Below are 24597 nucleotides of genomic sequence, written 5' to 3'. Positions count from 1 at the left end.
AAAATAACCCCTGCTAATATTCAAAATATATTAAAAACAACTAAATACCGATAACTCTTATCAAGAGTGGTGGAGGGACTGGCCCGATGAAACCCGGCAACCGCGGAATTTATTTCCGAAGTGGTGCTAATTCCAGCAGACGAACGTCTGCAAGATGAGAGCAAATGGTTTTGTGTACTGAAAGTGCGCGCGTTTGCTCTAAAACGTGCGCACTTTTTTTTATGTTTAGGAGGGACAGTAGTGATTCGTTTACAGGATGTAGGAAAGATTTATCGCTCGAAGCGCGGCGAAGTCGAAGCTGTCGCAAACGTCGATCTCACGATTGAGCGCGGCGAAATTTTCGGAATAATTGGTTATTCCGGTGCAGGGAAGTCAACGTTGATTCGCCTGCTGAACATGTTAGAAGCACCGACAAGCGGTTCGATTCAAATTGACGGTGTCGAGATGACGACGTTACGACCGAAAGAATTACGCGGCGTCCGGAAAAATGTCTCGATGGTCTTTCAGCACTTCAACTTGCTTTGGTCACGAACGGTCGAAGAAAACATTATGTTCCCGCTCGAACTCGGCGGATATCCGAAAGCACGCCGGAAAGAACGGGTCGCCGAGCTGATTCAACTCGTTGGACTCGACGGTCGCGAAGGCGCTTATCCGTCACAACTATCCGGTGGACAAAAACAACGCGTCGGGATTGCCCGCGCACTGGCATCAAACCCGGACGTCTTATTATGTGACGAGGCGACAAGCGCCCTTGATCCGAAAACGACGGACTCGATCTTAGAGTTACTCGTCGACATCAATAAAAAACTAAAACTGACGATCGTCTTGATCACACACGAGATGCACGTCATTCAAAAAATCTGTCACCGGGTCGCCGTCATGGAGGCCGGAAAAATCGTCGAACAGGGTCTTGTTTCAGAAGTCTTCCGGCATCCGAAACAAGCGATGACAAAAGAATTCGTCAAACAACTGACGTCGTCTACAGAAAACGAGTTGACGTTCGCGAAACTTCGTGAGCGCTATCCGACAGGGAAAATCGTCCAGCTGACATTCGTCGGTTCGACAGCAGAAAGTCCGATCCTGGCAGAAGTCATGAAAGATTCGACCTTATTATTTAATATCATCGGCGGGAACGTCGGACAGACGCAAGACGGTGCACTCGGAACGTTGTTCATCCAACTGATTGGTGCGGCACATGAAACACAAGCGGTCATCGCGAAACTTCAAGCGAGTGACGTGGAAGTGGAGGTGGATCACCGATGACGACATTCTTTAACGACCTCGATTGGGAAATGGTCTGGACGGCGACCGGCAGTACCGTTTATATGACAGCCGTCGCGGGTCTAGCGACTTTCATACTCGGTTTAATCATTGGTCTGTTGTTGTATGCGACGAATGAAGACTTATTGTTTAAGAACCGGGCACTGTATTCCGTGCTCAGCTTTTTAGTCAACATCTTCCGTTCGATTCCGTTTATTATATTGTTGATTTTATTGATTCCAGTGACGCTCATCATCGTCGGATCGTTCTTAGGACCAACAGCGGCACTTCCGGCACTGATTCTTGGGGCGGCACCGTTTTACGGGCGGATGGTCGAACTGGCACTGCGTGAAGTCGACAAAGGTGTCATCGAAGCAGCGGAATCGATGGGGGCAACGAAGTTCCAAATCATTTATAAAGTGTTGATTCCGGAAGCACTACCAGCAATCGTCTCCGGTATCACCGTCACGCTCGTCGCGCTCGTCGGTTACACGGCAATGGCCGGAGTAGTCGGAGGAGGAGGACTCGGGGACATGGCATATATCGAAGGTTTCCAGCGTTCTCAAAACGATGTCATCGCCATCGCGACATTGTTGATTCTCGTCATCGTCTTCATCATTCAAATTATTGGTGACCTGCTCGTAAAAGCAATCGATAAACGATAATACTATTTTTAGTTAACTTGGGAGGAATTATTCATGAAACTTTGGAAAAAATTCGTCGGTACAGCAGCAGTATCCGTCTTAGCAGTCAGTCTTGCAGCATGTGGGGAAGAGTCTTCAGGAGACGACGCGAAGACACTTGTCATCGGTGCTTCAAACGTTCCCCATGCTGAAATCCTAGAGCACGTTCAAAAAGAGTATGAAGCAAAAGGCTACAAACTCGAAATCAAAAAGTTCCAAGATTATGTGTTGCCGAACAAGGCACTCGCTGAAAAAGAAATCGATGCAAACTATTTCCAACACGTTCCGTACCTTGAGCAACAGGAAAAAGAGAACAAATCTTATAAATTTGAAAATGCAGGCGGCGTCCACGTTGAACCGCTCGGCGTTTACTCAAAGAAATATAAGTCGCTTGACGAGTTACCGAAAGGTGCAACGATTTTGACGAGCTCAAACGTCGCGGAGCGTGGACGTGTCTTGACGTTCCTCCAAAACGAAGGCTTAATTAAGTTGAAAGACGGTAAGACGACAGATGCTCAGCTTAGTGATATCGCGGAAAACCCGAAGAACATTGAGTTCAAAACGAATATCGAAGCGTCACTCTTGCCGCAAGCGTACAAAAACAATGAAGGCGATGCTGTCCTCATCAACACGAACTACGCGATTGATAACGGTTTGAACCCGTTAGAAGACACGATTGCCCTTGAAGATGAGTCTTCACCATACGTCAACATCATCGTCACGCGTGAAGGTGATGAAAAAGACGAGCGTGTGACGGCATTGCTCGATATCTTACACGAGAAAAAGACACAGGATTGGATTACGAAAGAATATAAAGGGGCCGTCGTTCCGGTCAGCAAATAATTCACTCGAATGATGCATTCTTCCTATATAATGGAAGGATGCATTATTTTTTTAGTTGAAGGGGGATTCTAAGTGCACCGTTTACGACAGTTACATCCGCTGACGATCGGCGTCCTGCTCGGAACATTTTTCTCACGGCTCGGGACGTTCATCACGATGCCATTCTTTGCGATTTATTTATCGACGGTGCTGAAGTTCAGCCCGGTCGATGTCGGCTGGGTCCTCAGTATTTCAGCCGTCTCGAGTCTTGTCATGAGTTTCATCGGCGGGACCTTGTCTGACCGTTACGGGCGTCGGACGATGATGCTGACCGGAACACTCGGCTTCGTCTTTGTCTTCATCGCCTTGGCCCAGGTCGAGACGTTTTGGGCGTTCTTTACCTTGAGTGCCTTGAACGGCGTGTTTCGTTCCATCTTCGAACCATCCGCTCGTGCCCTGATCAGTGACACGACGGATGAAAAAAATCGACTGTTCGTCTTCAATATCCGTTACGCCATGATCAATGTCGCGGCTGCGATCGGGCCGGGGATTGCGTTATTGCTCAGTGCCGGCAATACAGCGATTACCTTCTATATAACAGCCTTTGTTTATCTCGCGTACGGGATTGCGATTTTTATCCTGTTTCAGCGGTATCCGATCACAGAGAGTCACGGCGGGAAAAAAGTTTCGTTCGGTGCAACCGTTCAACTGTTGAAAACGGACGTTGCTTTCACGTTTGCCCTCGCCGGGATCATCTTCGGGATTCTCGGCTACAGTCAGTTCAACTCGACGTTGCCGCAATTTTTGACGACGACGACGTTACTGTCCGGTGGGACTAGTTTGTTTGCTTTATTGATCACGATTAATGCCGTGACTGTATTAGTCGTCCAGTACCCGATCATGAAGTTCGGGATGAAGACGTCGCCGCTCGTCTCGATTACGGTCGGGATTGCGACCGTCGCGTTCGGTTTATTCGTCATGGGGAATGCCGGAACGGTCTGGTTGATGATCGGTGCGATGTTCATCTTCACGTGCGGGGAAGTGATGATGTTCACGATGACCGATATCTTGACCGATAGTTTTGCGAAACCGGAATTACGGGGCAGTTATTTCGGAGCGATGGGCTTAACATCGATTGGTCAGTCAATCGGACCGGTCATCGGCGGACAATTACTTTTTTATTTTGGCGCCGATCGTCCGTTGCCGATTTTTGGTTGCTTAGCCCTCTTGACATTACTCGGAATACCACTGCTCTTACTGTCACAGCGGGTTCACAGACGATCGAAGGTGGAAGAAGAGAAAGAAGTCGTATCACTTTAAAGTCATTCTCACTAAAAGGCTTCATTTTGAGAAAAAACCATGAGCGATGACGCTTGAATAATGTGGTATGATTCATTAAGATTAGAATGATACTAAATTAGTAACTCTCGTGAACTGAATCGTCAGACACGAAATGAATAGATGGAGGGATTCTACATGAAGGCTTCACACTTGAAGATTGAAGATCTACACGTCGCAATCGACGGCAAAGAAATCTTGAAAGGCGTTAACTTAGAAATCAAAGGCGGCGAAATCCACGCGGTCATGGGACCAAACGGGACAGGTAAATCAACACTCGCGTCTGCATTGATGGGTCACCCAACGTATGAAGTAACATCTGGATCAGTCACACTCGACGGAGAAGATGTTCTTGAGATGGAAGTTAACGAACGTGCGCAAGCAGGAATGTTCCTCGCCATGCAATACCCAAGCGAAATCAGCGGTGTTACGAACTCTGACTTCCTTCGTTCAGCAATCAACTCACGTCGCGAAGAAGGCGATGAAATTTCACTCATGAAGTTCATCCGTCAACTTGACGCACAAATGGGACTTCTTGAAATGCCAGGCGAAATGGCACACCGTTATCTCAACGAAGGTTTCTCAGGCGGAGAGAAAAAACGGAACGAAATTCTTCAAATGACGATGCTGAAACCAGCAATCGCAATCCTCGACGAAATCGATTCAGGTCTTGATATCGATGCACTTAAAGTCGTTGCAAAAGGTGTTAACGAAATGCGTTCACCTGAGTTCGGTTGCCTCATCATCACGCACTATCAGCGTCTCTTGAACTACATCGAGCCTGATTTCATCCACATCATGATGGGTGGAAAAATCGTCATGTCTGGCGGAAAAGAACTTGCACACCGTCTTGAAGCAGAAGGATATGACTGGGTTAAAAAAGAACTCGGCATCGAAGAAGTCGAAATCGAAACAAAAGCGTAAGACGAGGGAGGAAGCATGATGACTGTAGAACTGAATCTTGCCGTAAATCGCGAGGCAGTGGCAGAACGTGCGACTCGCTTAGGGGAGCCCGCTTGGATGATTTCTAAGCGCCAAGATGCACTTGATCTTGCCCCAACGCTCGCATTGCCAAAAGTAGAAAAAATTAAAATCGGTGGCTGGAACTTCACAGAAGGCACAGCAGATCTTGAGACAGCAACAGGTCTCACGCCGGATATCGAAACATTAATCGGTGAAAACCGTGACCATATGTTGATCACGCGTAACGGACAACTTGTCCATGCGCAAAACAGTGAAGCAACGAACGGTGTCATCTTCACGACGCTTGAGGATGCGATGAAGCATCATCCGGAACTCGTTGAGAAGTATTTCATGACAGAAGGCGTTAACGTCAATGAAGACCGTCTCGCAGCACTCAACGCAGCACTCATGAACGGCGGAACATTCTTGTACGTACCTAAAGGCGTTAAGCTGACGGTACCGATGCAAGCGATTTATACGCTCGAACAAGCAGGCGGCGCACTTTACCACCACGCAATCATCGTTGCCGATCAAGACAGCGAATTGACGTATATCGAAAGCTTCGTCTCTTACGGTGAAGAAGCACATAACGTCAACGTCGTGACGGAAGTGTTCGTCGAAGCGAACGCAAAAGTTCTTTTCGGAGGCGTTGATACGCTTGCGAAAGGTGCTGTCACGTATATGAACCGCCGTGGTGTCGTCAAACAAGGCGCGAAGCTCGAATGGGCACTCGGTCACATGAATGACGGACATACGATCACAGAAACGAAAACGCATCTCGTCGGGAACGATTCGTTCTCAGATACGAAAGCCGTTACTGTCGGTCGTGGCGATCAAAAACAAAACTTCAACGTCCGGACAGATCATTTCGGTAAAGGATCGGAAGGATTCATCTTGATTCACGGTGTTCAAAAAGATTCGGCGACGTCGATCTTCAACGGAACGTCAATGATTCACCATGGTGCGTCGAAATCAAACGGAGTCCAAACGGAACGTGTGCTCATGTTGTCTGAAAAGGCACGTGGTGACGCGAACCCGATCCTCTTGATCGATGAAGATGATGTCATGGCAGGACACGCGGCATCTGTCGGCCGTGTCGACGAACTTCAACTTTACTACTTGATGAGCCGTGGGTTGTCACGTAAAGAAGCAGAACGCCTTGTCGTTCACGGTTTCTTACAACCTGTCGTCTCTGAGCTTGCGATTGACTCCGTCAAGGAACGTCTCGTTCAAGTGATTGAAGGGAAAGTAAACTAATATGGGAATCGATGCATCCATCCGCAATCAGTTTCCGATTCTTGACCAACAGGTTAATGACCGGAAACTCGTCTATTTAGATAGTGCGGCTTCGTCACAAAAGCCGCTCGTCGTCATCGAAGCGATCGACAACTACTACAAGACGGTTCATTCGAATGTGCACCGTGGCGTCCATACGCTCGGAACACGAGCGACGGATGCGTACGAAGGTGCGCGTGAGAACGTACGTCGTTTCATCAAGGCGCAACACCATGAAGAAATTATCTTTACCCGTGGGACGACGACGGCGATTAATATCGTCGCGTCCAGTTACGGAATGGAGCATGTGCAAGAAGGCGACGAGATCGTCGTCACCTATCTTGAGCACCATGCGAATCTCATTCCGTGGCAACAAGTCGCGAAAAAGAAAAAAGCGAAATTGAAATATGTTGATTTGACAGCTGATGGTCGCGTGACGATTGAAGCCGTCAAAGCACAAATTTCCGATCGGACGAAAGTCGTTGCGATGGCACATGTCTCGAACGTCCTCGGTACGATCAATCCAATCAAAGAAGTGGCGCAACTCGCGCATGCCGTCGGTGCCGTCATGGTCGTCGATGCAGCGCAAAGTGCACCGCATCAAAAAATTGACGTCGTCGATCTCGACTGTGATTTCCTGGCGTTCTCTGCCCATAAAATGTGTGGACCAACAGGAATCGGCGTCTTATATGGTAAAAAAGCATTACTGAATGCGATGGAACCGGTCGAATTCGGAGGCGAGATGATTGATTACGTCGGACTTGAAGAATCGACGTTCAAACCATCACCGTACCGTTTTGAAGCCGGTACACCCATCATTGCGGGGGCAGTCGGTCTGTCGGCAGCGATTGATTTTCTAGAAGAAATCGGTCTAGAGAACATCGAAGCCCATGAACGCGAACTCGCCCGGTATGCGATGGCACAGATGCGTGAAATCGATGGATTAACGATTTATGGTCCAGAAGAACGTGTCGGTCTCGTCACATTCAATCTCGGCGATGTCCATGCACATGATGTCGCGACGGTACTCGACATGCAAGGCGTCGCAGTCCGCGCCGGTCATCACTGTGCACAACCACTGATGCGTTGGCTCGGTGCCAGTTCAACGGCACGAGCAAGCTTCTACTTGTATAACACGCAAGAAGAAGTCGATGCCTTAGTGACAGGACTTCGTCAAACGAAGGAGTATTTCAGTCATGGATTTTAACAATCTCGATCACTTGTACCGTCAAGTGATCATGGATCATTATAAAACTCCTCGTAATCGCGGTGCGATCGAGGGAGGCGTGACGATCGATATGAACAACCCGACGTGTGGAGACACGATTCGCTTACAGCTCGCGATCGAAGACGATATCGTCCAAGATGCAAAGTTTGACGGCGAAGGGTGTTCCATCAGTATGGCGTCCGCGTCGATGATGACACAGATCGTCAAAGGAAAAACGGTCGAAGAAGCATTACAACTCGCAGAAATCTTTTCTGAGATGGTTCAAGGGAAAGACTATGATGATGAGAAGTTTGATCTTGGGGACGCAGAAGCACTTTCCGGTGTGACAAAATTCCCAGCACGTATCAAGTGTGCGACACTTGCTTGGAAAGCGCTCGAACGTGGCGTGGAAGAAGGCAAGTAACTTCGGTCAGTAAGTAAGAGGAGGAAATGAACATGGCTAAGAACATGCCTGAAATTGGCGATTATAAATATGGTTTCCACGATCGCGATATCTCGATCTTCCGTTCTGGACGCGGCTTGACGACAGAAGTCGTCGAAACGATCTCGAAAATGAAAGAAGAACCACAATGGATGCTCGACTTCCGTTTGAAATCGCTTAAGATTTTCAACGAACAAGCGATGCCGGCCTGGGGTGGCGATTTATCAGATCTTCGTTTTGACGATATCACGTATTACGTGAAGCCATCGGAACGTGCTGAAAAATCATGGGATGAAGTACCGGAAGAAATCAAACGTACGTTTGACAAACTCGGTATCCCGGAAGCAGAACAAAAGTACTTGGCAGGTGTTTCGGCACAGTACGAATCAGAAGTCGTTTACCACAACATGAAGAGTGAACTTGAAGATCAAGGGATCGTCTTCAAAGATACCGATACAGCACTCAAAGAGAACGAAGACTTGTTCCGTGAGTACTTCGGTAAATTGATTCCGCCGACAGACAACAAATTCGCTGCCCTTAACACAGCGGTTTGGTCGGGTGGTTCATTCATCTACGTACCAAAAGGCGTCAAGATGGATACGCCGCTTCAAGCCTACTTCCGGATCAACTCGGAAAACATGGGTCAATTTGAGCGGACGCTCATCATCGTTGACGAAGAAGCATCTGTGCACTACGTCGAAGGATGTACGGCACCGGTCTACACAACGAACTCGCTTCACTCGGCGGTCGTTGAGATCTTCATCAACAAAAATGCCTATTGCCGTTACACGACAATCCAAAACTGGGCAAACAACGTCTACAACCTCGTTACGAAACGTGCGATCTGTGAAGCCGGCGCGACGATGGAATGGGTCGATGGTAACATCGGTTCGAAATTGACGATGAAATACCCAGCCGTCATCTTAAAAGGTGAAGGATCACGCGGGATGACATTATCAATTGCCATCGCGGGTAAAGGGCAACACCAGGATGCGGGTGCGAAAATGATCCACCTTGCGCCAAACACGTCGTCAACGATCGTCTCGAAATCGATTTCGAAACACGGTGGGAAAGTTACGTATCGCGGAATCGTCCACTTCGGCCGTAAAGCGACCGGAGCGCGTTCGAACATCGAATGTGACACACTCATCATGGATAACCAATCGACATCGGATACGATTCCGTACAACGAAATCCTCAACGATAACATCTCGCTTGAACACGAAGCGAAAGTATCGAAGGTCTCGGAAGAACAATTGTTCTATCTGATGAGCCGCGGGATTTCACAAGAAGAAGCAACAGAAATGATCGTCATGGGCTTCATCGAGCCATTCACAAAAGAATTGCCGATGGAATATGCGGTCGAAATGAACCGTCTCATCAAGTTCGAGATGGAAGGTTCAATCGGATAATCTAACTCCGAAAAAGAATTTTACACTCCTCACGCGCTTTATCCGTTTTCCTTTAGGAATCGGGTGAGGCGCGTGATTTCGTTTAGATTAAAATCTGCTCTCGTACTTTTTTAGGCGAAGCCGGATTAGACAAGAATAAGCTTCTTCCTTTTCTGTTGCTTTCCTCGGGCGAGGGGCAAGCCGTTGCTCCTTGACCTATCGGGCAATGAGCAGGGTCTTGCTTGCCTCTGACAGCGCAAGTTGCCTTGCGCTTTTTCCCGTAGGAGTCAACGAAAAAGAGAAGCTTTGTTTAGGTTGTGCCGTAGAGTAAGGCGAGTCGAGACATGGAAGCGCGACACGGCAGTATGGTGATGTCGGCTCTTCGATCTTCATAAGATAGCATTTGTCTCCAGTATCTGACTTTAACGAAAGTCAGATTGGTTGCTAAAGCGATTATCGCCGAACGCTTTTTCCAGTAGGAGTCACGAGAATCAACGTGTTTTCAAGATGTGATTCGAGAAGGGAAAGCGTGTCGGATAACACGAACTATCCGTCTGGCATACGGTCTTATTTTACTGGGGTATTGTTGATTGTTCTTTCCGACAACGGGTAGAGAGTAAGAAACAGCTTCTAGAAAGGAAGGATGACCGATGCGACCGATTGTCTACTCATTTCAAGTATCGCTTGACGGCTATCTCGAAGATGAGCAAGGCTTACTCCCCTTTACACCTGACAAGGAACTCCATCGTTACTTCAATGACTACGAAAAACAGTTTGATACACATTTCTATGGACGGAAGTTATATGAAATGATGCATCCGTTTTGGTCGAACGTAAGCGATACGGAAGAAGTCGCAGAAATTCGTGACTATGCACTGATTTGGACAGGAATCGAGAAGATTGTCTTCTCCCGGACATTGACGCAGGTCGATGGGCATGCCCGGCTTGCAACGATGACGATTGAAGAAGAAGTCGAACGTTTACGGGGGATGCCCGGCAAACGGATATCCGTCGGTGGCGCAAATCTTGCTGCACAATTCATGCAACGTGACTTGATTGATGAATACCATGTTGTCGTCTATCCTGTCCTGCTCGGAGGCGGAAAACGGATGTTTGGACGACTCGACCAACCACTTGCTTTACGCCTCGTCGAACAACGGCACTTTGCTTCTTCCGGCTGTGTTGTCCTTCGATACGAACGAACACGCTGACGACAATCTTCGAGAAGAAGTTTTCGATTTAGCTGTGATATGATAAGAAAATAGACAGTGCAAAAAAGCCTGCGTCAAAAAAAGCGATAGGTCTTTTTTGTCGTAAGGAGGGATAAGCGGATGATTTATGTCGGCGTGACCGGTTGGGGGGATCATGATAGCCTCTATCCGACACCGCAAGACCGAAAAGAAAAACTGGCTGCCTACGCGGGACATTTTCCGGCAGTCGAAGTCGATTCGACGTTTTATGCGATTCAACCGGAACGAAACTATCAAAAATGGGTCACAGAAACACCAGACGCCTTTCGCTTCATCGTCAAAGTACACCGGGCGATGAGCGGGCACGATCGGGACAACAAAGATCCGCTCGGTCCGATTTTCGAACAATATATCGCGTCAATTGAGCCGATGCGGCAGAGCGGGAAGATTGCTGCGATTCTCGTTCAACTGCCACCTTGGTTCGACGTTAGTAAAGTTCACCTTGAATACTTGCAAACTGTTCGTAAATCGCTTGCGGGACTCCCGGTTGCGATCGAATTCAGAAATCCGTCCTGGTACTCCGACGAATATCGGGAACGGACACTTCGTTTTTTAGCAGAGCATCAGTTCATTCATACGATTTGTGATGAGCCGCAGACAGAAGACGGTTCCGTCCCGTTTGTTCCTGTCGTCACGCAAGAAACAGCGTTCGTCCGCTTGCATGGTCGGAACAAAAACGGCTGGCTGAAAAAGCCGGGACAAAGCAGTGACGACTGGCGGAAGGTCCGTTGTTTATACCGGTACTCGGAAGAAGAATTACAAGAATTAGCAGAACATGTCCGGACGCTTGCAGGACAAGCGAAAGACGTGTATGTTTTCTTTAATAACAATTCAGCAGGCGATGCCGCGCCGAATGCGAAACGTCTGATTGAGATCCTTAATCTCGATTATGAACTCGCTCCCCGGCAAATCTCGTTGTTTTAATTTTAGAGGAGGCTTTGAGCGTGAAGTTACACGTCATCCATTACAATGATCTTCATTCACACTTTGATATGTGGCCTCGCTATATGTCGTTCATCAAGGAACACCGGACGTACGACTCCCTTGTCTTTGATTTAGGGGATCATGCAGACCGTGTCGCACCGGCGACGGAAGCGACGCAAGGAAAAATCAATACCCATCTCTTAAATGAGTTAGCACCGACTGCCGTGACGATCGGAAACAATGAAGGAATCACGTTTCCCCATGACTGGCTTGCGGCACTCTATACAGAAGCGACGTTCCCTGTACTCGTCTCGAATATGACAGCACCGTTCGCGAAGTCTGGCATGATTCAGGAACTTCCGACCGGTAACGTCGGAGTCTTTGGTCTGACGGCCCCTTACTATGAACTGTATGAGTTGCTCGGGTGGACAATCGAAGACCCGTTCGAAGCAGCAGCGCGTGAAATCGAGTCGCTTCGCGGACAGGTCGACGTCCTGATTTGTTTGAGTCATCTTGGGTTTTATCAGGATGAGGAACTGGCAGAACGGTTTCCGGAGCTTGATTTAATCATCGGAGCCCATACGCATCATGTCTTAGACGATGGTGTCGTCAAGAATGGTGTCTTGATTGCTCAAGCCGGTAAGCACGGTCAATACGCAGGTGAGATTTATCTCAACACGGATACCGGTGAAAAAGAAGCCGTCTTGCACCCGCTCCACGACTATGCGGCGGATGAAGCGAGTTCCGGATTACTCGACCGTGAACAATATACTGCTGAAAAAGTGATGAAACAACCGATTGGCAGGACATCAGGTCTAGCGAATGACTGGTTTAGTCCGTCACCGTTCTCCCAACTGTTAGCAGAGACGATGCAGGACTGGTGTAAAGCAGATATTGCTTGTGTCCCGGCTGGTATATTGCTCGGTTCGCTATCTCCGGGTCCTGTCTCTTCCTTCGACCTGCACCGGTTATGTCCGCATCCCATCAATCCGTGTAACGTCACGATGACAGGACGGCAACTGATGACGTTCATGGAAGAAGTCGAAACGAATCAGTTTGAACAGTTAAAAGTCCGTGGACTCGGTTTTCGCGGGAAATTGATGGGGAAAATGCATTACGCAGGACGTGACTCCGTTTTAGCCACACTGGACGAGTCGGCGCACTACACGGTCGCGATGCCAGACATGTTTACGTTTGGACCTCTCTTCCCAGCAATCAAAGACATGCCGAAACAGTATTTCATGCCGGAGCTTTTACGAGATTTGCTATTTAACCGGCTATCGGAGAAGTCAGAATTCACTGAATTGCATGCCCCTAAACGATAATTGTTTGGTATACTGAAACAGAAAATAAATGACTTTTTTGGGGGATGAAGGGGGAAGTGTATTTATGGCTAGAGGAGAGATTCAACGGAAACCAGAATGGCTAAAAATCAAGTTGAATACGAACGAGACCTACACAGAGCTTAAGAGTATGATGCGAGAAAAAAAGCTACATACTGTCTGTGAGGAAGCGAAGTGTCCGAACATCCATGAATGTTGGGCCGTTCGCCGGACAGCGACGTTTATGATTCTTGGGAGTATCTGTACACGGGCTTGCCGTTTTTGTGCTGTGACGACAGGACGTCCGAATGAACTCGATTTAGAAGAGCCGACACGTGTCGCAGAATCGGTTCGTCTGATGAACTTGAAACATGCAGTCATCACGGCAGTAGCACGTGACGACCTGAATGACTTCGGGGCAGGAGTTTACGCCGAAACGGTCCGTGAAGTACGACGGATGAACCCGGAGACATCGATTGAAGTCTTGCCATCTGATATGGGTGGAAACTTTGATGCGCTCCAAACCTTGATTGAAGCGAAACCGGACATCATGAACCATAACATCGAGACGGTTCGACGCTTGACACCGACGGTCCGCGCAAAAGCAACGTATGACCGGACACTCGAATTCCTTCGCCGTTCAAAAGAGCTTGCTCCCGAAATCCCGACGAAATCAAGTTTGATGTTAGGACTTGGTGAAACGTGGGAAGAGATTTTACAGACGATGGATGATCTTCGTGCGAACGACGTCGATATCATGACAATCGGTCAGTATCTTCAACCGACGAAAAAACACCTGGATGTCATCAAATACTATACACCACAAGAATTTGCTGAACTAAAACAAATTGCGCTTGGCAAAGGCTTCTCACACTGTGAAGCCGGTCCACTCGTCCGCTCTTCTTATCATGCGGATGAACAAGTCAACGCAGCGAAAAAAAATAAAGCTGCTTTACCAATCGATTGAGTAAATGAAACCGTCTCAGTAGCCGACTGGGACGGTTTTTCGTCTGCGCGGAGATTCGTTTTCAGAAATGAATATGCTATGATAATAGGAGCAGGGGGTGGAAAAATGATACAAGTCAATCGCGAACGATATGAAATCGTCGAAGAAAAGCGTGAAGGTTTCAATGAGGAAGCTTTCATCGGACGATTCAGTGATGTCCTCGAAAAATATGATTACATCGTCGGAGATTGGGGGCACGGTCAACTTCGACTACGTGGCTTCTATAATGACGATCACATCAAGGCGACGTTTGATACGAAGATTTCGCATGTTGCGGATTATTTATATGAATACTGTAATTTCGGCTGTGCTTATTTCATCGTCAAACGGATGGAGCCGGTAGAAGGAGAAGAAGCACCACCTCGCTTCGACGGATCTTCGGCCAATACGTTGAAGCTTAAACGTAAATTTTCTCCGACTGAAGAAGCATAGTAATCAAAAAGACATATTTAAAAGCGTTTCTGATGGGCTGATTTCGGCTATTACTATAAGTATCACGTACCTATAGGGGGAACCATCCATGAGAATCGTCGGGATTTATAAAACTGTGCCAGAAATCGTTAGTGCTGTTCATGATTTGCGTGTCGCCGGAGTCATTTCAACGGACTTAAAAGTCGTTGCCCATGACCGCTATGACTTAGATCAAATCGAAGACATGGCAGATTTGCATAATCACCAGACGTCAACGAAGCTGTCGCAAGAAGAGCATATGAACCTATGGCATGAGATCAAAGGGATCTTCAAAAAGAAAGAAGCTGCTTCGACGACGCATACAGATGTGTTGCAAGCGAGTGGCTTAAGTAAAGAAGATGTCGACCGTGCAAACAAAGCAGTCGAAGACCATCAATTCGTCTTGCTCGTCGGGGACGAGGCAGATCAGCATTCAGAGCGTAAAGCTCATGATGATTCAGACAATACGAATGTGTTCAGTGGACCGAATACACTGAATGAACGCAATGATCGTCTCCTCTAAAATGCTTAAAAAGCAGCTCCATCCTTCACGGATGGAGCTGCTTTTTTTCATGTGAGACCAATGTATTCACTTAAATACCGTTCGAGTTCATCAGCTGCGTCTTCTTCGAGGTCGAAGGCATGAGCGATATAACCCGGTTCGTCAAAATCATCGGCACCGATGATTGCGAAGCGGTTCGAGAGTAAATTCAGCACTAAAATCTTTCCGAAAAAATGTTCCGAGTGCGTGATTGCTAAATCGAACCGGCTCGTTTCACCAATCCAGCAAATAAACCGTGTTTTCGTTTGTTCGACATCATCATATAAAAAATCGCGTTCTTCCATCATGACGTGTAAAGTCCCTCATTTCCTAGTCTCTTTTCAGATTAAAGGGTTTGGGGAACATTTTGCAAGTACGGTTTGCGCGACAGACTGTGTTCCGCGATGACTTTACGGATGGTCCGTGTTTTTGAGCGCATGACGAGCGACGTCGTCTCTACGATATCGTCCGTGATGAACTTGACCCCGTCGAGCATTTCACCGGTCGTGACACCTGTCGCCGCGAAGATACAATCGTCACTCTTGATTAAGTCGTCGAGCGTCAATAATTGTAACGGATCAGCAAGTCCCATCCGAATGACACGGGCCGTCTCTTCGTCGTCCATCGGGTGCAAGCGTGCCTGCATGTCGCCACCCATTGCTTTAACAGCAGCAGCGGTAATGACGCCTTCCGGTGCACCGCCCGTTCCGATGAAGATGTCGATGCCTGTTGCCGGTGAAAGGGGGGCGATTCCGGCAGAAACATCGCCGTCCTCGAATAACCGGACGCGGGCGCCCATCCGCATAGCGGCTTCACGGAAGTGGTCGTGACGGGGGCGGTCTTGCATGATGACCGTCACGTCTTCAATCCGTTTATTGTTCAGTTCAGCTGCCTTTTCAATGATGACTTCGAGTGGATCGTCGAGCGAGACATGTCCTTTTAAGTTCGGACCGACCGTTAATTTATCCATGTACATATCAGGAGCATGCAAGAGTGCGCCTTGGTCTGCGACAGCGATGACGACCATGGCGTTACCGAGTCCTTTTGCGACGATGTTCGTGCCTTCGAGCGGATCGACTGCGATGTCGACGATCGGACCATTTGTCGTGCCGAGTTGTTCGCCGATGAACAGCATCGGTGCTTCATCGAGTTCACCTTCTCCGATGACGACTGTTCCTGTCATATTGACCGTATTCAAGACTTCACGCATCGCTGTCGTTGCGGCATCATCTGCCTCGTTCTTTTTCCCACGACCAATCCATTTTGCAGATGCGAGGGCAGCAGCCTCTGTTGCGCGGACGATTTCTAATGCAAGTTCCCGTTCCATGTATAAATAACCTCCAAGTCACTTAATGTGACATACTATTTTGGGTAAAAATCTAAATTGAGGATAACACATTGAGGAATGTGATGCAAATGGCGTTTCTACTTTTCATGGACCGCCGATAGGTCTAAAATGGAAGATGTGAGGGGGAATGCTAGATGTATTTCGTGAATCGGGAAAAGATTGAACAAACGGTGATTTGTTTCGAGACAGCGCTTCGTCAAAGCAAAGAGTTAACGGGGGATGCGGTGACGACAGCTTTAGCGCTGGAACGGATCGGGTTTTTAGTCATCGAAAGTATCATTGATATCGGAAATAGTATGATTGATGGTTTCATCATGCGTGATCCGGGAAGTTATGAAGATATCGTATTGATTTTAGAAGACGAGCGGGTGATTGACGCAGAACTCGCGACGAGCTTAAAACGAATCGTCGCACTGCGGACACCGATCGTCCGTGAGTTTACGAAGTCGAGTACAGCAGAAGTCCGGACGGTCTTGAGCGAAGAAGAAATAGAGCTTCGTCGATTTCCGTCCGCGGTCCGTCAATACTTAGAGACAGAACTCGGACCCGTCTCGGCATTTTTACCAAACGAGGAGTGAGTCAGGATGAAAGCGAAAGGTTATTTATTCGATTTAGACGGCACGATGTATAACGGAACAGAACCTGTTCAAGAAGCCGTTGATTTTGTCAATCGCTTGCAAGCAGAAGGCGTGCCGTACCTGTTCGTGACGAACAATGCATCGATGACAGCAGAAGCCGTCGCTGAAAAACTACGCGGCATGGGCGTTCATTCCGATGCAGGACATGTCTTAACGAGTGCGATGGCGACAGGTCGCTACATCGCAGAACTCGACCCAGGTGCAAATGTCTATGCGATCGGTGAACACGGGTTGCTCGATGCCTTAGAACAACAAGGACTTCAAGTCGTTGCCGATGAGCATGCGGATTACGTCGTCATCGGACTCGATCGTCAAATCACGTATGAGAAGTTAGCGATCGGTGCACTGGCGATTCGGGCAGGAGCACGATTCATCTCGACGAACGGCGATATCGCAATTCCGACAGAACGCGGCTTCTTACCAGGAAACGGTGCCTTGACATCGGTTTTACGCGTGACGACAGAAAAAGAGCCGTTCTACATCGGGAAACCGGAACCGGTCATGGTCAACATCGCTGCTGAAATGATTGGTCTTGCGAAGGAAGATGTCATCATGGTTGGTGACAACTACCATACGGATATCTTATTCGGAATCAATGGTGGGATTCGGACGATGCATGTCAACTCGGGTGTTCATACGCCTGTCTTTATTCAAGGGCAGGATGTTCAGCCGACGTACATGGTCGATTCGCTTGCCGAGTGGATTTTATAACCATAAAAACCCCCCGACGACGGATGTCATCGGGGGTTTTTTTCGAATTAGAAGACTTGTTCTACTTCAACGACGCCAGCTACTTCTTCAAGCAGGGCACGTTCGATACCAGCCTTCAATGTGATTGTCGAACTTGGGCAACTGCCGCAAGCTCCCATCAAACGAAGTTTAACGATACCATCTTCAACATCTACGAGCTCAACGTCTCCTCCATCACGAAGAAGGAACGGACGCAATTTTTCGAGGACTTCATTCACTTGATCAAACATTTCCATGCGTAAACACATCCTTTCTTATAAATTCATTGTAACAGGGTTGAAAAATGTTCTCAATCTGGAAAACTTGTATACTGAGAAAGAGTAAACGGAAGAAGGGGGATATCTGATGGAAATCAAGGTATATGGGGCAGCTGTGACGTGTCCGAGCTGTGTCGGGGCACCGAGTTCGGAAGAGACGTTCAGCTGGTTACAGGCTGTACTTGGACGGAAATATGAAACGGAGTTAACATTTGTTTACGTCGATTTTGAACAGGCGACGACACGTGACAGTTGGGTGGATGCTTTAAAAGACGACGAATATTTTTACCCACTCGTCTTACTCGATGGCGAAATGATTGACGAAGGGTATGTTCAACTGAAAAAAGTCACGCGTGCGATTGATCTGAAATTGAATCAGGCTGCGCAGTAAACTTCATTGACGTTTAAAAATCCCCAAAGTACCTAAGCGGACTTTGGGGGTTTCAGCGTGTAGACAAAGTAGTATGGGGTGATCAAAGTTTGTTTCTTCTTCGTTGCTTTCCTCGGGCGAGGCGCAAGCCGTTGCTCCTTGATCCTGGCGGACAACGAGCAGGGTCTTGCCTGCCTCTCGGCAGCGCGAAAAAACGCGCTTTTTCCCGCAGGAGTCAACGAAATGAAAAGCTTTTTAGGCCGGTGTAAGAAAAGGTGAGGAGAAAGCAGAGGCATGTAAGCCTCTTTACTCTACATAAGTGGTGTATACAGCCTAAAATCCCCAAAGCGCCTAAATGGACTTTGGGGATTTTGCGTTTATTTAATCTTTTTATGTTTCCATAAAACACCTGATTTTAGAAGGCGTGGCACTTTTCCCGTCAGGGCCTGTTTACCCATGACGATTCCGAATCCGTCTGATTTCCCAAGTGACCCGAGCATGCCGCGTAATTTGATTTCCGGTAATTTCGGAAGTTTTTTTCCGGCCCATTTCGCTTCAAGGACATCAACGACTTGATCCGCTTGATGCTCTGCGAGCTGTCCGCTTGGTGCATACGGAAGGCTCGCGCAATCACCGATGACGAACAAGTTATCGTATTCCGGAACGTGATGATGCTCCGCTAGTTTAATCCGTCCGCCGCTATCTGCTTCAAATCCGAGGTCACGGACAACTTTGACGGGTTGCGTTCCGGCTGTCCAAATCGTTAAGTTCGTCGGATAGACGTCCTCACCGTTGCGGACATCATCTGCTGTGACGAGGGTGACGTTCGAATTGTTGATGACATCGACGTCATGCTCCTCGAACCATTCCTGAACGTAAGAGGATACTTTATCAGATAAGAACGATAGGACAGATGGACCACGATCGAATAAACGAATCTTCAAGTCCTTGCGACTTTCGTGGAGTTCACTTGCCAGTTCAACACCCGAGAGACCGGCACCGACAATCGAGACCGTCGCGCCGGGCGACAGTCCACAAATCGCTTGATGCGTTTTGCGTGACTCTTCGAGTGTCTGAATGCTATAAGTAAACTCTTGAGCGCCCGGTATGTTATGGTATTTATCTTCGCAACCTAATGCGATGATGAGATCGTCATAAAAAAGTTCTGTCCCGTCTTGCAAGAACACAGAATTCGTCTCTGGCGAGATGTTAACGACATGTCCATATTTATATGTGAGATGTTTCCCCTCCGGAAATTCAATCCGGACATCACGATCGGATAATGTACCTGCTGCAAGAGCGTAATACTCGGTCTTTAATGCGTGATACGGCAATCGATCGACAAGCGTCACGGCGACCTCTTCATCCTTGAAGCGTTCACAAATTCGCATTCCGCCATATCCGCCACCTAAAACGACTAGTTGCTTCATAACTTAAAATCCCCCTTAGTTCCCCTAAATCAGTCTGACCTTGTATAATACGACAAGAGGAAGGTAAATTCCTGCTTAAAGGAGGAAAAAAAGTGAATCCCATTATTGAATTTTGTATCAGTAACTTAGCGGCAGGGACACAAGTCGTCATGTCACAACTCGAACGCGACCCGAATGTCGATGTCGTCGAGTATGGTTGTCTTGGCTACTGCGGCATCTGCTCGCTTGATCATTTTTGTCTTGTTGACGGCCAGACCGTCATCGGAGAGACACCGGAAGAACTGTTAGAAAACATCTACGCTAAAATCGAAGAAAATGAACTCTAAAAAAATCCCCCACCTCAAATGAAGTGGGGGATTTTGTCGGTCGGCGGGCGCGCCTAGGACTTATGCAGCTTGTTGACGACGGTTGATCCAAGGTTTTAATTTTAAGAACAGCGGAATGAAGAGTGCTGAGATGAAGAGGGCCTTGATGATGTTGAACGGCAAGATACCAGCGATGATCGTTGTCCATTTGACAGCCGGATCAAGCATGTAGTCCATCCCGAAGAACCAAGCATATGCCGGGAGGATCAAAACATAGTTGAGAATCGCAAGTCCAAGTGCCATGGTAATTGTTCCTGCGACTAAGCCGGTTGCAAGACCTTGCGTTGATTTCTTTTTATGGTAGAACCAGCTGACAGGAAGAATGAAAGCAACACCCGCTGCAAAGTTTGCAAGTTCGCCGACCGGAACACCGCTTCCGCGGAAAATATAATAGAGAACGTTCTTCAATGCTTCGACGATTACACCCGCTACCGGTGAGAACATGATAGCAGCAATCAACGCCGGGACATCACTGAAGTCGATTTTTAAATAGTTCGGTAAAAAGGGTAGTGGGAAGTTGAGTAACATAAGAACAAATGAAATTGAACCTAACATTGAGAGTGTGACCATTTTTTGAGTGCGTTTCATACGAGTAAAATCTCCTTTTTTTCGTTCCTCTCGATGAAGTATTGGCATGACTGCGTCCAAAATAAACCCCCGTTGAATAAGATTCAACAGGGGAGAAGTCCGCAATAAAATAAGCCTATCCGAAATGTGCAAAATCGGAATAAGTCTATATACATGCCGCCATCTTCTCCCATCCAGACTATACTGTCGGCTCCTGAGTCACACAGAATCAGCAAATAGCGCCCTATTCGCTCGCGGGCTTCAGACAATGGTCTGTTTACCGCCGGTCGGGAATTTCACCCTGCCCTGAAGATGGAACGATTTAATTTTTTTGATACAATTCATTTATACAACGAATTCAAGATAGTTTCAAGCAACTAGGTTTCGAATCTACGTAAAGTTGCGTATACTATAGAAAAAGGGAAGGTGATTACATGATCCAATTAACAGAAGCAGCTGCTCTTCAAGTCAAAGAGATGATGCAACAAGCGCCGGACGATGAAAGAAATCTCCGCATGCTCGTTCAAGGTGGCGGATGCAGTGGTCTCTCCTACGGAATGGGTTTCGATAGCCAAAAGGAGACGGACCTGACATTTGAGCAACATGGTGTCAATGTCATCGTCAATGAAAAAGACTATCCGGTCGTCAAAGGATTAGAAATTGACTATAAACAATCGATGCTCGGTGGCGGATTCACAATCACGAATCCGAATGCAATCGCGACATGCGGCTGCGGGACATCATTTAGAACAGCGACGAACGCCGGGACACCCGGTGGTTGCTAACTCACAACGTGGACCTCAGAGTCCGCGTTTTTTTGTTTTTTCGTGAGATACAGGATTTTAAGAATCGGGTAGAGAAGACAGTAGGGCAACGGAATGAGTACGTCATCATTAAGGAGGACTATCGATGCGAAAAGTGTTGATTTTTGGTGGGACACGTTATTTTGGAAGACGGCTGGCATTACGACTCGCTGACGCCGGCGATGATGTGACGCTCGTCACACGGGGGGAACATACGCCACCTGTCGCGAAGGGCTTGACATTCTTTAAAGGGGACCGGACGTCAAGCAGTACGATGAAAGATTTAGGGAGTCAAAACTGGGATATCATCTACGACAATATTTGTTTTAATCCATATCAAGCAAAACTTGCCGTCGATGCATTCGAAGGAAAGGTCGGACGCTACATCTTAACGTCGACGATGTCCGTCTATGACGGGGGAGGAGCAAATCTTTCAGAGCGGGATTTCAATCCGTTTCCCGGGAAATATGACTTGGAACAGGAACATGATTACGGGGAAGGAAAGCGCCAAGCAGAAAGTTATTTCTTTCAACGGGCGACATTTCCTGTTATCGCCGTTCGCTTCCCGGTCGTCTTAGGACCGGATGATTACACGGAACGTCTCGTCTTCCATGTGAAACGTGCGCTCGCAGGGACTCCTGTGGTGGCTGAAAACCTCTATGCGAAAATGGGATATATCTCAAGCTATGAAGCGGCCTCGTTCCTTGAATGGTGTGGTCGTTCGACGATGACAGGACCGATCAATGCAGCGAGTGACGGGGTGTTATCGATTCAAGATTTGATGGATAAGATTGACCGTGTCGCAGGAACGGAATCAACGTTCGCGACGACGGGCGACGATGAATCACCACTGGCGCCAGAACGTGATTTCTACATGGATACGTCAGCAGCGAAAAAAGCCGGCTATTTATTCCAACACGTCGACGAGTGGCTCGATCGACTCATTGAAGAGGAGGTACGAAATCACAAATGATTACGTTAGTAAAACCGTCCGTCCATCTCGAAACGGAGTATTTAGACTTTTTGGCAGAATGGGAACAATCCGGGGAACCGATTGTCCCGAGTGTCGTCAGCAAAACTTTTTTACCCCTCGCTGACTTTTTAGAGGAGCAGGAACAAGAGGCATTGACGGCTCCAGAGAACTGGGTGACGCACTCGACCTATTGGTTTTACGACGGGAAACAAATCGTCGGTGCTGTGAACTTCCGTCATGACTTAAACGATGGTTTAAAACAAATCGGGGGTCATATCGGATACGGGATTCGGCCGAGCGCCCGGAAGCGCGGTTACGCGACGGAAGGTCTGCGTCAAGCACTTGAAGTCGCAAAAGAACGTGGACTAGAATCGGTCTTGATTACGTGCAGTGCAGACAACATCGCGTCAGGACGTGTCATCGAAGCGAACGGCGGAGAAGAACTGGAGTCATTTATGAAAGAAGACGGGTCACGTGTACGACGATTCAATGTCCCGCTGTCTTAACATCATTCTAATCATCCTACTTTCATTAGGATGATTTTTAATTCGAGGGAGGATAGTTATGCAGATACGCCAAGCGACAGTAGACGACGCTGAAGCAATCGCCACCGTCCACGTTTCAGCGTGGCAAGAGACATACCGCAGCATCATTCCTGACGACTACCTCGATCAGTTGTCGACAGAAAAGCGTGCCGCTGCATGGCGGGAATTGTTAGTCGATGGACTTGTTTTTGTTGCTGTCGACGCAAAAGGTTTGATTGGTTTTGCCCACGGCAAGCAAAATCAAACAGAATCGACAGAAGGGGAACTGTCAGCGATCTATTTGTTGCGTTCGTATCAAGGGCGCGGAATCGGTCGCGCCTTAGTCAACCGTGTCGTCCGTCAGTTGGAGGAACATGGTGTTACGTCACTCATCATTGCCGTGCTCGCGGATAATCCGGCCTGCCACTTTTATGAACGACTCGGAGGTATCCGTGTTTCCGGGTGTGTGATCGAACGGGGTGGGAAAGAGCTAGAGGAATATGTATACCGAGTTGCTTTACCGATTGCTGCTTCATAAAGAAGAACACAGATTTTTTAGGAACCGCAAAAAAAGAAGCGTTGCTTCGATTTACACCGAGGAAACGCTTCTTCATGTCCATTAATGATTTTTTACTTTTTCGAACAGGCTGGTCGAGTGTTGTGGATGACGGGCGGACGGATCGACGAGTAGTTTCGCTTGATTGACAGCAATCGGTGCTTCACCGAAGCCGGTCGCAATCAATTTGACACGACCGTCGTACGTCGCGATGTCACCACAGGCAAAGATGCCGGGGATCGCCGTCTCCATTTTCGAATTGACGCGAATCGAATTGCGTTCAAACTCGACTTCCCATTCTTTTAACGGGCCGAGCGACGAAACGAAACCGAAGTTGCAGACGACGTCATCTGCCCCGACGACGATGACTTCTTCCGTTTCCGCATGTTTGAACGTCAGAGTTTCGATACTCTCTTCACCGGTAACGGATTCGAGCGTATACGGTGTCATGACATTGACGGATGAGTTGTGGAGCAGTTCGACTGAATGTTCATGTGCACGGAATTTATCGCGACGGTGAACGAGCGTGACGGATTTCGCGATCGGCTCAAGCATCAATGACCAGTCGACAGCGGAATCGCCACCACCGAGTAAGACGACTTGACGATCTTTGAAGCGATCCATTTCATTGACGAAATAGTGCAAGTTACTCGTTTCGAACCGTTCGGCATCGGCAACACCAAGTGGACGGGCGGCGAACGAGCCGTTACCTGCCGTCAAGATGACGGTCTTCGTGAAGTGTTCTCCTTTGTTCGTCACGAGGCGGATGATTCCGTCTTCGAGGCGCTCGTAGGCGACGACCGTTTCGCCGAGGACATACGTCGGGTCGAACTCATTTGCTTGTTCAAGCAAACGATCGACTAAATCCTGAGCTTTGACTTTCGGGAAGCCGGCAATATCATATATATATTTCTCGGGATAAAGCGTCGCCAGTTGCCCACCGAGTTGGGGGAGACTTTCGATGACTTTCGTCTTCATCTGACGCATCCCTGAATAAAACGCGGTGAACAATCCGACTGGACCGCCCCCGATAATCGTGACATCATATGGTTGGTACATCTGATTCCCTCCTATAGTTGGATACTCCTATTATATAGGTAGGAGGGGCGGGTGTTGCAAGTACGGGAAATCTTACATTTTTT

Annotated in this window: 29 protein-coding genes and 2 riboswitches; of the genes, 23 read left to right on the top strand and 6 right to left on the bottom strand. The window is 48.0% G+C overall.

The window, feature by feature from the left end; genetic code table 11:
• Positions 1–54: 54 nt before the first annotated feature.
• Positions 55–161: riboswitch (SAM riboswitch) on the top strand.
• A 79-nt stretch (positions 162–240) separates the two neighbouring features.
• From A0126_RS11520 to A0126_RS11450, 15 genes are all read left to right on the top strand, one after another.
• Complete coding sequence (locus A0126_RS11520) at positions 241–1263, top strand: methionine ABC transporter ATP-binding protein (RefSeq protein ID WP_088837702.1); 1023 nt, start codon at positions 241–243, stop codon at positions 1261–1263.
• Positions 1260–1925 (top strand): methionine ABC transporter permease, encoded by a 666-nt coding sequence (locus tag A0126_RS11515; protein WP_088837701.1) that lies wholly within the window; start codon positions 1260–1262, stop codon positions 1923–1925. The genes A0126_RS11520 and A0126_RS11515 overlap by 4 nt, the downstream gene beginning before the upstream one ends.
• Positions 1926–1958: 33 nt before the next feature.
• Positions 1959–2786, top strand: a complete 828-nt coding sequence (locus A0126_RS11510; protein ID WP_088837700.1) for a MetQ/NlpA family ABC transporter substrate-binding protein — start codon at positions 1959–1961, stop codon at positions 2784–2786.
• Between the two features lie 72 nt (positions 2787–2858).
• Positions 2859–4085, top strand: a complete 1227-nt coding sequence (locus A0126_RS11505) for an MDR family MFS transporter (protein ID WP_088837699.1) — start codon at positions 2859–2861, stop codon at positions 4083–4085.
• 156 nt (positions 4086–4241) lie between these two features.
• The gene (sufC, locus tag A0126_RS11500) at positions 4242–5027 is read left to right on the top strand and encodes a Fe-S cluster assembly ATPase SufC (protein ID WP_012371204.1); all 786 of its coding nucleotides are present in this window, start codon (positions 4242–4244) and stop codon (positions 5025–5027) included.
• 18 nt (positions 5028–5045) lie between these two features.
• Positions 5046–6323, top strand: a complete 1278-nt coding sequence (gene sufD, locus A0126_RS11495; protein WP_088837698.1) for a Fe-S cluster assembly protein SufD — start codon at positions 5046–5048, stop codon at positions 6321–6323.
• Position 6324: 1 nt separating this feature from the next.
• Positions 6325–7548 carry a cysteine desulfurase gene (locus A0126_RS11490; protein WP_029331277.1) on the top strand — a complete coding sequence of 408 codons (1224 nt, stop codon included), beginning with the start codon at positions 6325–6327 and terminating at the stop codon, positions 7546–7548.
• Entirely contained in the window at positions 7538–7972 is a 435-nt protein-coding gene (gene sufU, locus A0126_RS11485) for a Fe-S cluster assembly sulfur transfer protein SufU (RefSeq protein ID WP_029331275.1), read from the top strand. The genes A0126_RS11490 and sufU overlap by 11 nt, the downstream gene beginning before the upstream one ends.
• Positions 7973–8004: 32 nt before the next feature.
• Positions 8005–9402: a Fe-S cluster assembly protein SufB gene (gene sufB, locus A0126_RS11480; RefSeq protein WP_028105809.1), complete on the top strand. Its 1398-nt coding sequence runs from the start codon at positions 8005–8007 to the stop codon at positions 9400–9402.
• A gap of 629 nt (positions 9403–10031) precedes the next feature.
• Positions 10032–10592, top strand: coding sequence for a dihydrofolate reductase family protein (locus A0126_RS11475; RefSeq protein ID WP_088837697.1), 561 nt, complete (start codon positions 10032–10034; stop codon positions 10590–10592).
• 120 nt (positions 10593–10712) lie between these two features.
• Positions 10713–11555 (top strand): DUF72 domain-containing protein, encoded by an 843-nt coding sequence (locus A0126_RS11470; protein WP_088837696.1) that lies wholly within the window; start codon positions 10713–10715, stop codon positions 11553–11555.
• 20 nt (positions 11556–11575) lie between these two features.
• On the top strand, positions 11576–12880 hold the full coding sequence (locus A0126_RS11465; RefSeq protein WP_088837695.1) for a bifunctional metallophosphatase/5'-nucleotidase: 1305 nt from the start codon (positions 11576–11578) through the stop codon (positions 12878–12880).
• A 64-nt stretch (positions 12881–12944) separates the two neighbouring features.
• Positions 12945–13844, top strand: coding sequence for a lipoyl synthase (gene lipA, locus A0126_RS11460; RefSeq protein WP_088837694.1), 900 nt, complete (start codon positions 12945–12947; stop codon positions 13842–13844).
• A 105-nt stretch (positions 13845–13949) separates the two neighbouring features.
• Positions 13950–14315, top strand: coding sequence for a YutD family protein (locus tag A0126_RS11455; protein WP_088837693.1), 366 nt, complete (start codon positions 13950–13952; stop codon positions 14313–14315).
• Between the two features lie 88 nt (positions 14316–14403).
• Positions 14404–14856, top strand: a complete 453-nt coding sequence (locus A0126_RS11450) for a general stress protein (RefSeq protein ID WP_088837692.1) — start codon at positions 14404–14406, stop codon at positions 14854–14856.
• Positions 14857–14903: 47 nt separating this feature from the next.
• Here the strand turns inward: A0126_RS11450 and A0126_RS11445 are convergent, their stop codons facing one another.
• Positions 14904–15182, bottom strand: coding sequence for a DUF3055 domain-containing protein (locus A0126_RS11445; protein ID WP_088837691.1), 279 nt, complete (start codon positions 15180–15182; stop codon positions 14904–14906).
• Between the two features lie 38 nt (positions 15183–15220).
• Positions 15221–16201 (bottom strand): class II fructose-bisphosphatase, encoded by a 981-nt coding sequence (glpX, locus tag A0126_RS11440; RefSeq protein WP_088837690.1) that lies wholly within the window; start codon positions 16199–16201, stop codon positions 15221–15223.
• A 155-nt stretch (positions 16202–16356) separates the two neighbouring features.
• Between glpX and A0126_RS11435 the strand changes: the two genes are divergently transcribed.
• Both A0126_RS11435 and A0126_RS11430 read left to right on the top strand, forming a co-directional pair.
• The gene (locus tag A0126_RS11435; RefSeq protein ID WP_088837689.1) at positions 16357–16800 is read left to right on the top strand and encodes a DUF86 domain-containing protein; all 444 of its coding nucleotides are present in this window, start codon (positions 16357–16359) and stop codon (positions 16798–16800) included.
• A gap of 6 nt (positions 16801–16806) precedes the next feature.
• The gene (locus tag A0126_RS11430; RefSeq protein WP_088837688.1) at positions 16807–17571 is read left to right on the top strand and encodes a TIGR01457 family HAD-type hydrolase; all 765 of its coding nucleotides are present in this window, start codon (positions 16807–16809) and stop codon (positions 17569–17571) included.
• 47 nt (positions 17572–17618) lie between these two features.
• Here A0126_RS11430 and A0126_RS11425 read toward each other — a convergent pair whose 3' ends face one another.
• A complete protein-coding gene (locus tag A0126_RS11425; RefSeq protein ID WP_012371190.1) occupies positions 17619–17846 on the bottom strand; it encodes a NifU family protein in 228 nt (75 codons plus the stop codon).
• Positions 17847–17955: 109 nt separating this feature from the next.
• On the opposite strand from A0126_RS11425, the gene A0126_RS11420 reads away from it, so the two are divergent.
• Positions 17956–18258 carry a DUF1462 family protein gene (locus A0126_RS11420; protein ID WP_088837687.1) on the top strand — a complete coding sequence of 101 codons (303 nt, stop codon included), beginning with the start codon at positions 17956–17958 and terminating at the stop codon, positions 18256–18258.
• Positions 18259–18614: 356 nt separating this feature from the next.
• Here the strand turns inward: A0126_RS11420 and A0126_RS11410 are convergent, their stop codons facing one another.
• Entirely contained in the window at positions 18615–19667 is a 1053-nt protein-coding gene (locus tag A0126_RS11410; protein WP_088837685.1) for an NAD(P)/FAD-dependent oxidoreductase, read from the bottom strand.
• A gap of 92 nt (positions 19668–19759) precedes the next feature.
• On the opposite strand from A0126_RS11410, the gene A0126_RS11405 reads away from it, so the two are divergent.
• On the top strand, positions 19760–19993 hold the full coding sequence (locus tag A0126_RS11405) for a YuzB family protein (RefSeq protein WP_088837684.1): 234 nt from the start codon (positions 19760–19762) through the stop codon (positions 19991–19993).
• A gap of 60 nt (positions 19994–20053) precedes the next feature.
• On the opposite strand, the gene A0126_RS11400 is transcribed toward A0126_RS11405, so the two are convergent.
• The gene (locus A0126_RS11400) at positions 20054–20620 is read right to left on the bottom strand and encodes an ECF transporter S component (protein WP_088837683.1); all 567 of its coding nucleotides are present in this window, start codon (positions 20618–20620) and stop codon (positions 20054–20056) included.
• 157 nt (positions 20621–20777) lie between these two features.
• Positions 20778–20917, bottom strand: a riboswitch (FMN riboswitch).
• Between the two features lie 116 nt (positions 20918–21033).
• Here A0126_RS11400 and A0126_RS11395 point away from each other — a divergent pair.
• The 4 genes from A0126_RS11395 to A0126_RS11380 all read left to right on the top strand — a co-directional run bounded on the left by A0126_RS11395 (position 21034) and on the right by A0126_RS11380 (position 23437).
• On the top strand, positions 21034–21384 hold the full coding sequence (locus A0126_RS11395; protein WP_029331252.1) for a HesB/IscA family protein: 351 nt from the start codon (positions 21034–21036) through the stop codon (positions 21382–21384).
• Between the two features lie 124 nt (positions 21385–21508).
• Positions 21509–22375, top strand: a complete 867-nt coding sequence (locus A0126_RS11390; RefSeq protein WP_088837682.1) for an NAD-dependent epimerase/dehydratase family protein — start codon at positions 21509–21511, stop codon at positions 22373–22375.
• Entirely contained in the window at positions 22372–22881 is a 510-nt protein-coding gene (locus A0126_RS11385) for a GNAT family N-acetyltransferase (RefSeq protein ID WP_088837681.1), read from the top strand. Before A0126_RS11390 ends, A0126_RS11385 begins: the two co-directional genes overlap by 4 nt.
• A gap of 58 nt (positions 22882–22939) precedes the next feature.
• A complete protein-coding gene (locus A0126_RS11380; RefSeq protein WP_088837680.1) occupies positions 22940–23437 on the top strand; it encodes a GNAT family N-acetyltransferase in 498 nt (165 codons plus the stop codon).
• 81 nt (positions 23438–23518) lie between these two features.
• Here the strand turns inward: A0126_RS11380 and A0126_RS11375 are convergent, their stop codons facing one another.
• Positions 23519–24514: an NAD(P)/FAD-dependent oxidoreductase gene (locus A0126_RS11375; protein WP_088837679.1), complete on the bottom strand. Its 996-nt coding sequence runs from the start codon at positions 24512–24514 to the stop codon at positions 23519–23521.
• Between the last annotated feature and the right edge of the window lie 83 nt (positions 24515–24597).

The organism is Exiguobacterium sp. N4-1P (assembly GCF_002214325.1).
This window is presented reverse-complemented; position numbering and strand designations above follow the sequence as displayed.

Coding starts and splice junctions, on each gene's coding strand:
- A0126_RS11515 (WP_088837701.1), top strand. CDS start 1,260: ATGACGACATTCTTTAACGACCTCGATTGGGAAATGGTCTGGACGGCG.
- A0126_RS11510 (WP_088837700.1), top strand. CDS start 1,959: ATGAAACTTTGGAAAAAATTCGTCGGTACAGCAGCAGTATCCGTCTTA.
- sufC (WP_012371204.1), top strand. CDS start 4,242: ATGAAGGCTTCACACTTGAAGATTGAAGATCTACACGTCGCAATCGAC.
- sufD (WP_088837698.1), top strand. CDS start 5,046: ATGACTGTAGAACTGAATCTTGCCGTAAATCGCGAGGCAGTGGCAGAA.
- A0126_RS11490 (WP_029331277.1), top strand. CDS start 6,325: ATGGGAATCGATGCATCCATCCGCAATCAGTTTCCGATTCTTGACCAA.
- sufU (WP_029331275.1), top strand. CDS start 7,538: ATGGATTTTAACAATCTCGATCACTTGTACCGTCAAGTGATCATGGAT.
- sufB (WP_028105809.1), top strand. CDS start 8,005: ATGGCTAAGAACATGCCTGAAATTGGCGATTATAAATATGGTTTCCAC.
- A0126_RS11475 (WP_088837697.1), top strand. CDS start 10,032: ATGCGACCGATTGTCTACTCATTTCAAGTATCGCTTGACGGCTATCTC.
- A0126_RS11470 (WP_088837696.1), top strand. CDS start 10,713: ATGATTTATGTCGGCGTGACCGGTTGGGGGGATCATGATAGCCTCTAT.
- lipA (WP_088837694.1), top strand. CDS start 12,945: ATGGCTAGAGGAGAGATTCAACGGAAACCAGAATGGCTAAAAATCAAG.
- A0126_RS11455 (WP_088837693.1), top strand. CDS start 13,950: ATGATACAAGTCAATCGCGAACGATATGAAATCGTCGAAGAAAAGCGT.
- A0126_RS11450 (WP_088837692.1), top strand. CDS start 14,404: ATGAGAATCGTCGGGATTTATAAAACTGTGCCAGAAATCGTTAGTGCT.
- A0126_RS11445 (WP_088837691.1), bottom strand. CDS start 15,182: ATGATGGAAGAACGCGATTTTTTATATGATGATGTCGAACAAACGAAA.
- glpX (WP_088837690.1), bottom strand. CDS start 16,201: ATGGAACGGGAACTTGCATTAGAAATCGTCCGCGCAACAGAGGCTGCT.
- A0126_RS11435 (WP_088837689.1), top strand. CDS start 16,357: ATGTATTTCGTGAATCGGGAAAAGATTGAACAAACGGTGATTTGTTTC.
- A0126_RS11430 (WP_088837688.1), top strand. CDS start 16,807: ATGAAAGCGAAAGGTTATTTATTCGATTTAGACGGCACGATGTATAAC.
- A0126_RS11425 (WP_012371190.1), bottom strand. CDS start 17,846: ATGGAAATGTTTGATCAAGTGAATGAAGTCCTCGAAAAATTGCGTCCG.
- A0126_RS11420 (WP_088837687.1), top strand. CDS start 17,956: ATGGAAATCAAGGTATATGGGGCAGCTGTGACGTGTCCGAGCTGTGTC.
- A0126_RS11410 (WP_088837685.1), bottom strand. CDS start 19,667: ATGAAGCAACTAGTCGTTTTAGGTGGCGGATATGGCGGAATGCGAATT.
- A0126_RS11400 (WP_088837683.1), bottom strand. CDS start 20,620: ATGAAACGCACTCAAAAAATGGTCACACTCTCAATGTTAGGTTCAATT.
- A0126_RS11395 (WP_029331252.1), top strand. CDS start 21,034: ATGATCCAATTAACAGAAGCAGCTGCTCTTCAAGTCAAAGAGATGATG.
- A0126_RS11390 (WP_088837682.1), top strand. CDS start 21,509: ATGCGAAAAGTGTTGATTTTTGGTGGGACACGTTATTTTGGAAGACGG.
- A0126_RS11385 (WP_088837681.1), top strand. CDS start 22,372: ATGATTACGTTAGTAAAACCGTCCGTCCATCTCGAAACGGAGTATTTA.
- A0126_RS11380 (WP_088837680.1), top strand. CDS start 22,940: ATGCAGATACGCCAAGCGACAGTAGACGACGCTGAAGCAATCGCCACC.
- A0126_RS11375 (WP_088837679.1), bottom strand. CDS start 24,514: ATGTACCAACCATATGATGTCACGATTATCGGGGGCGGTCCAGTCGGA.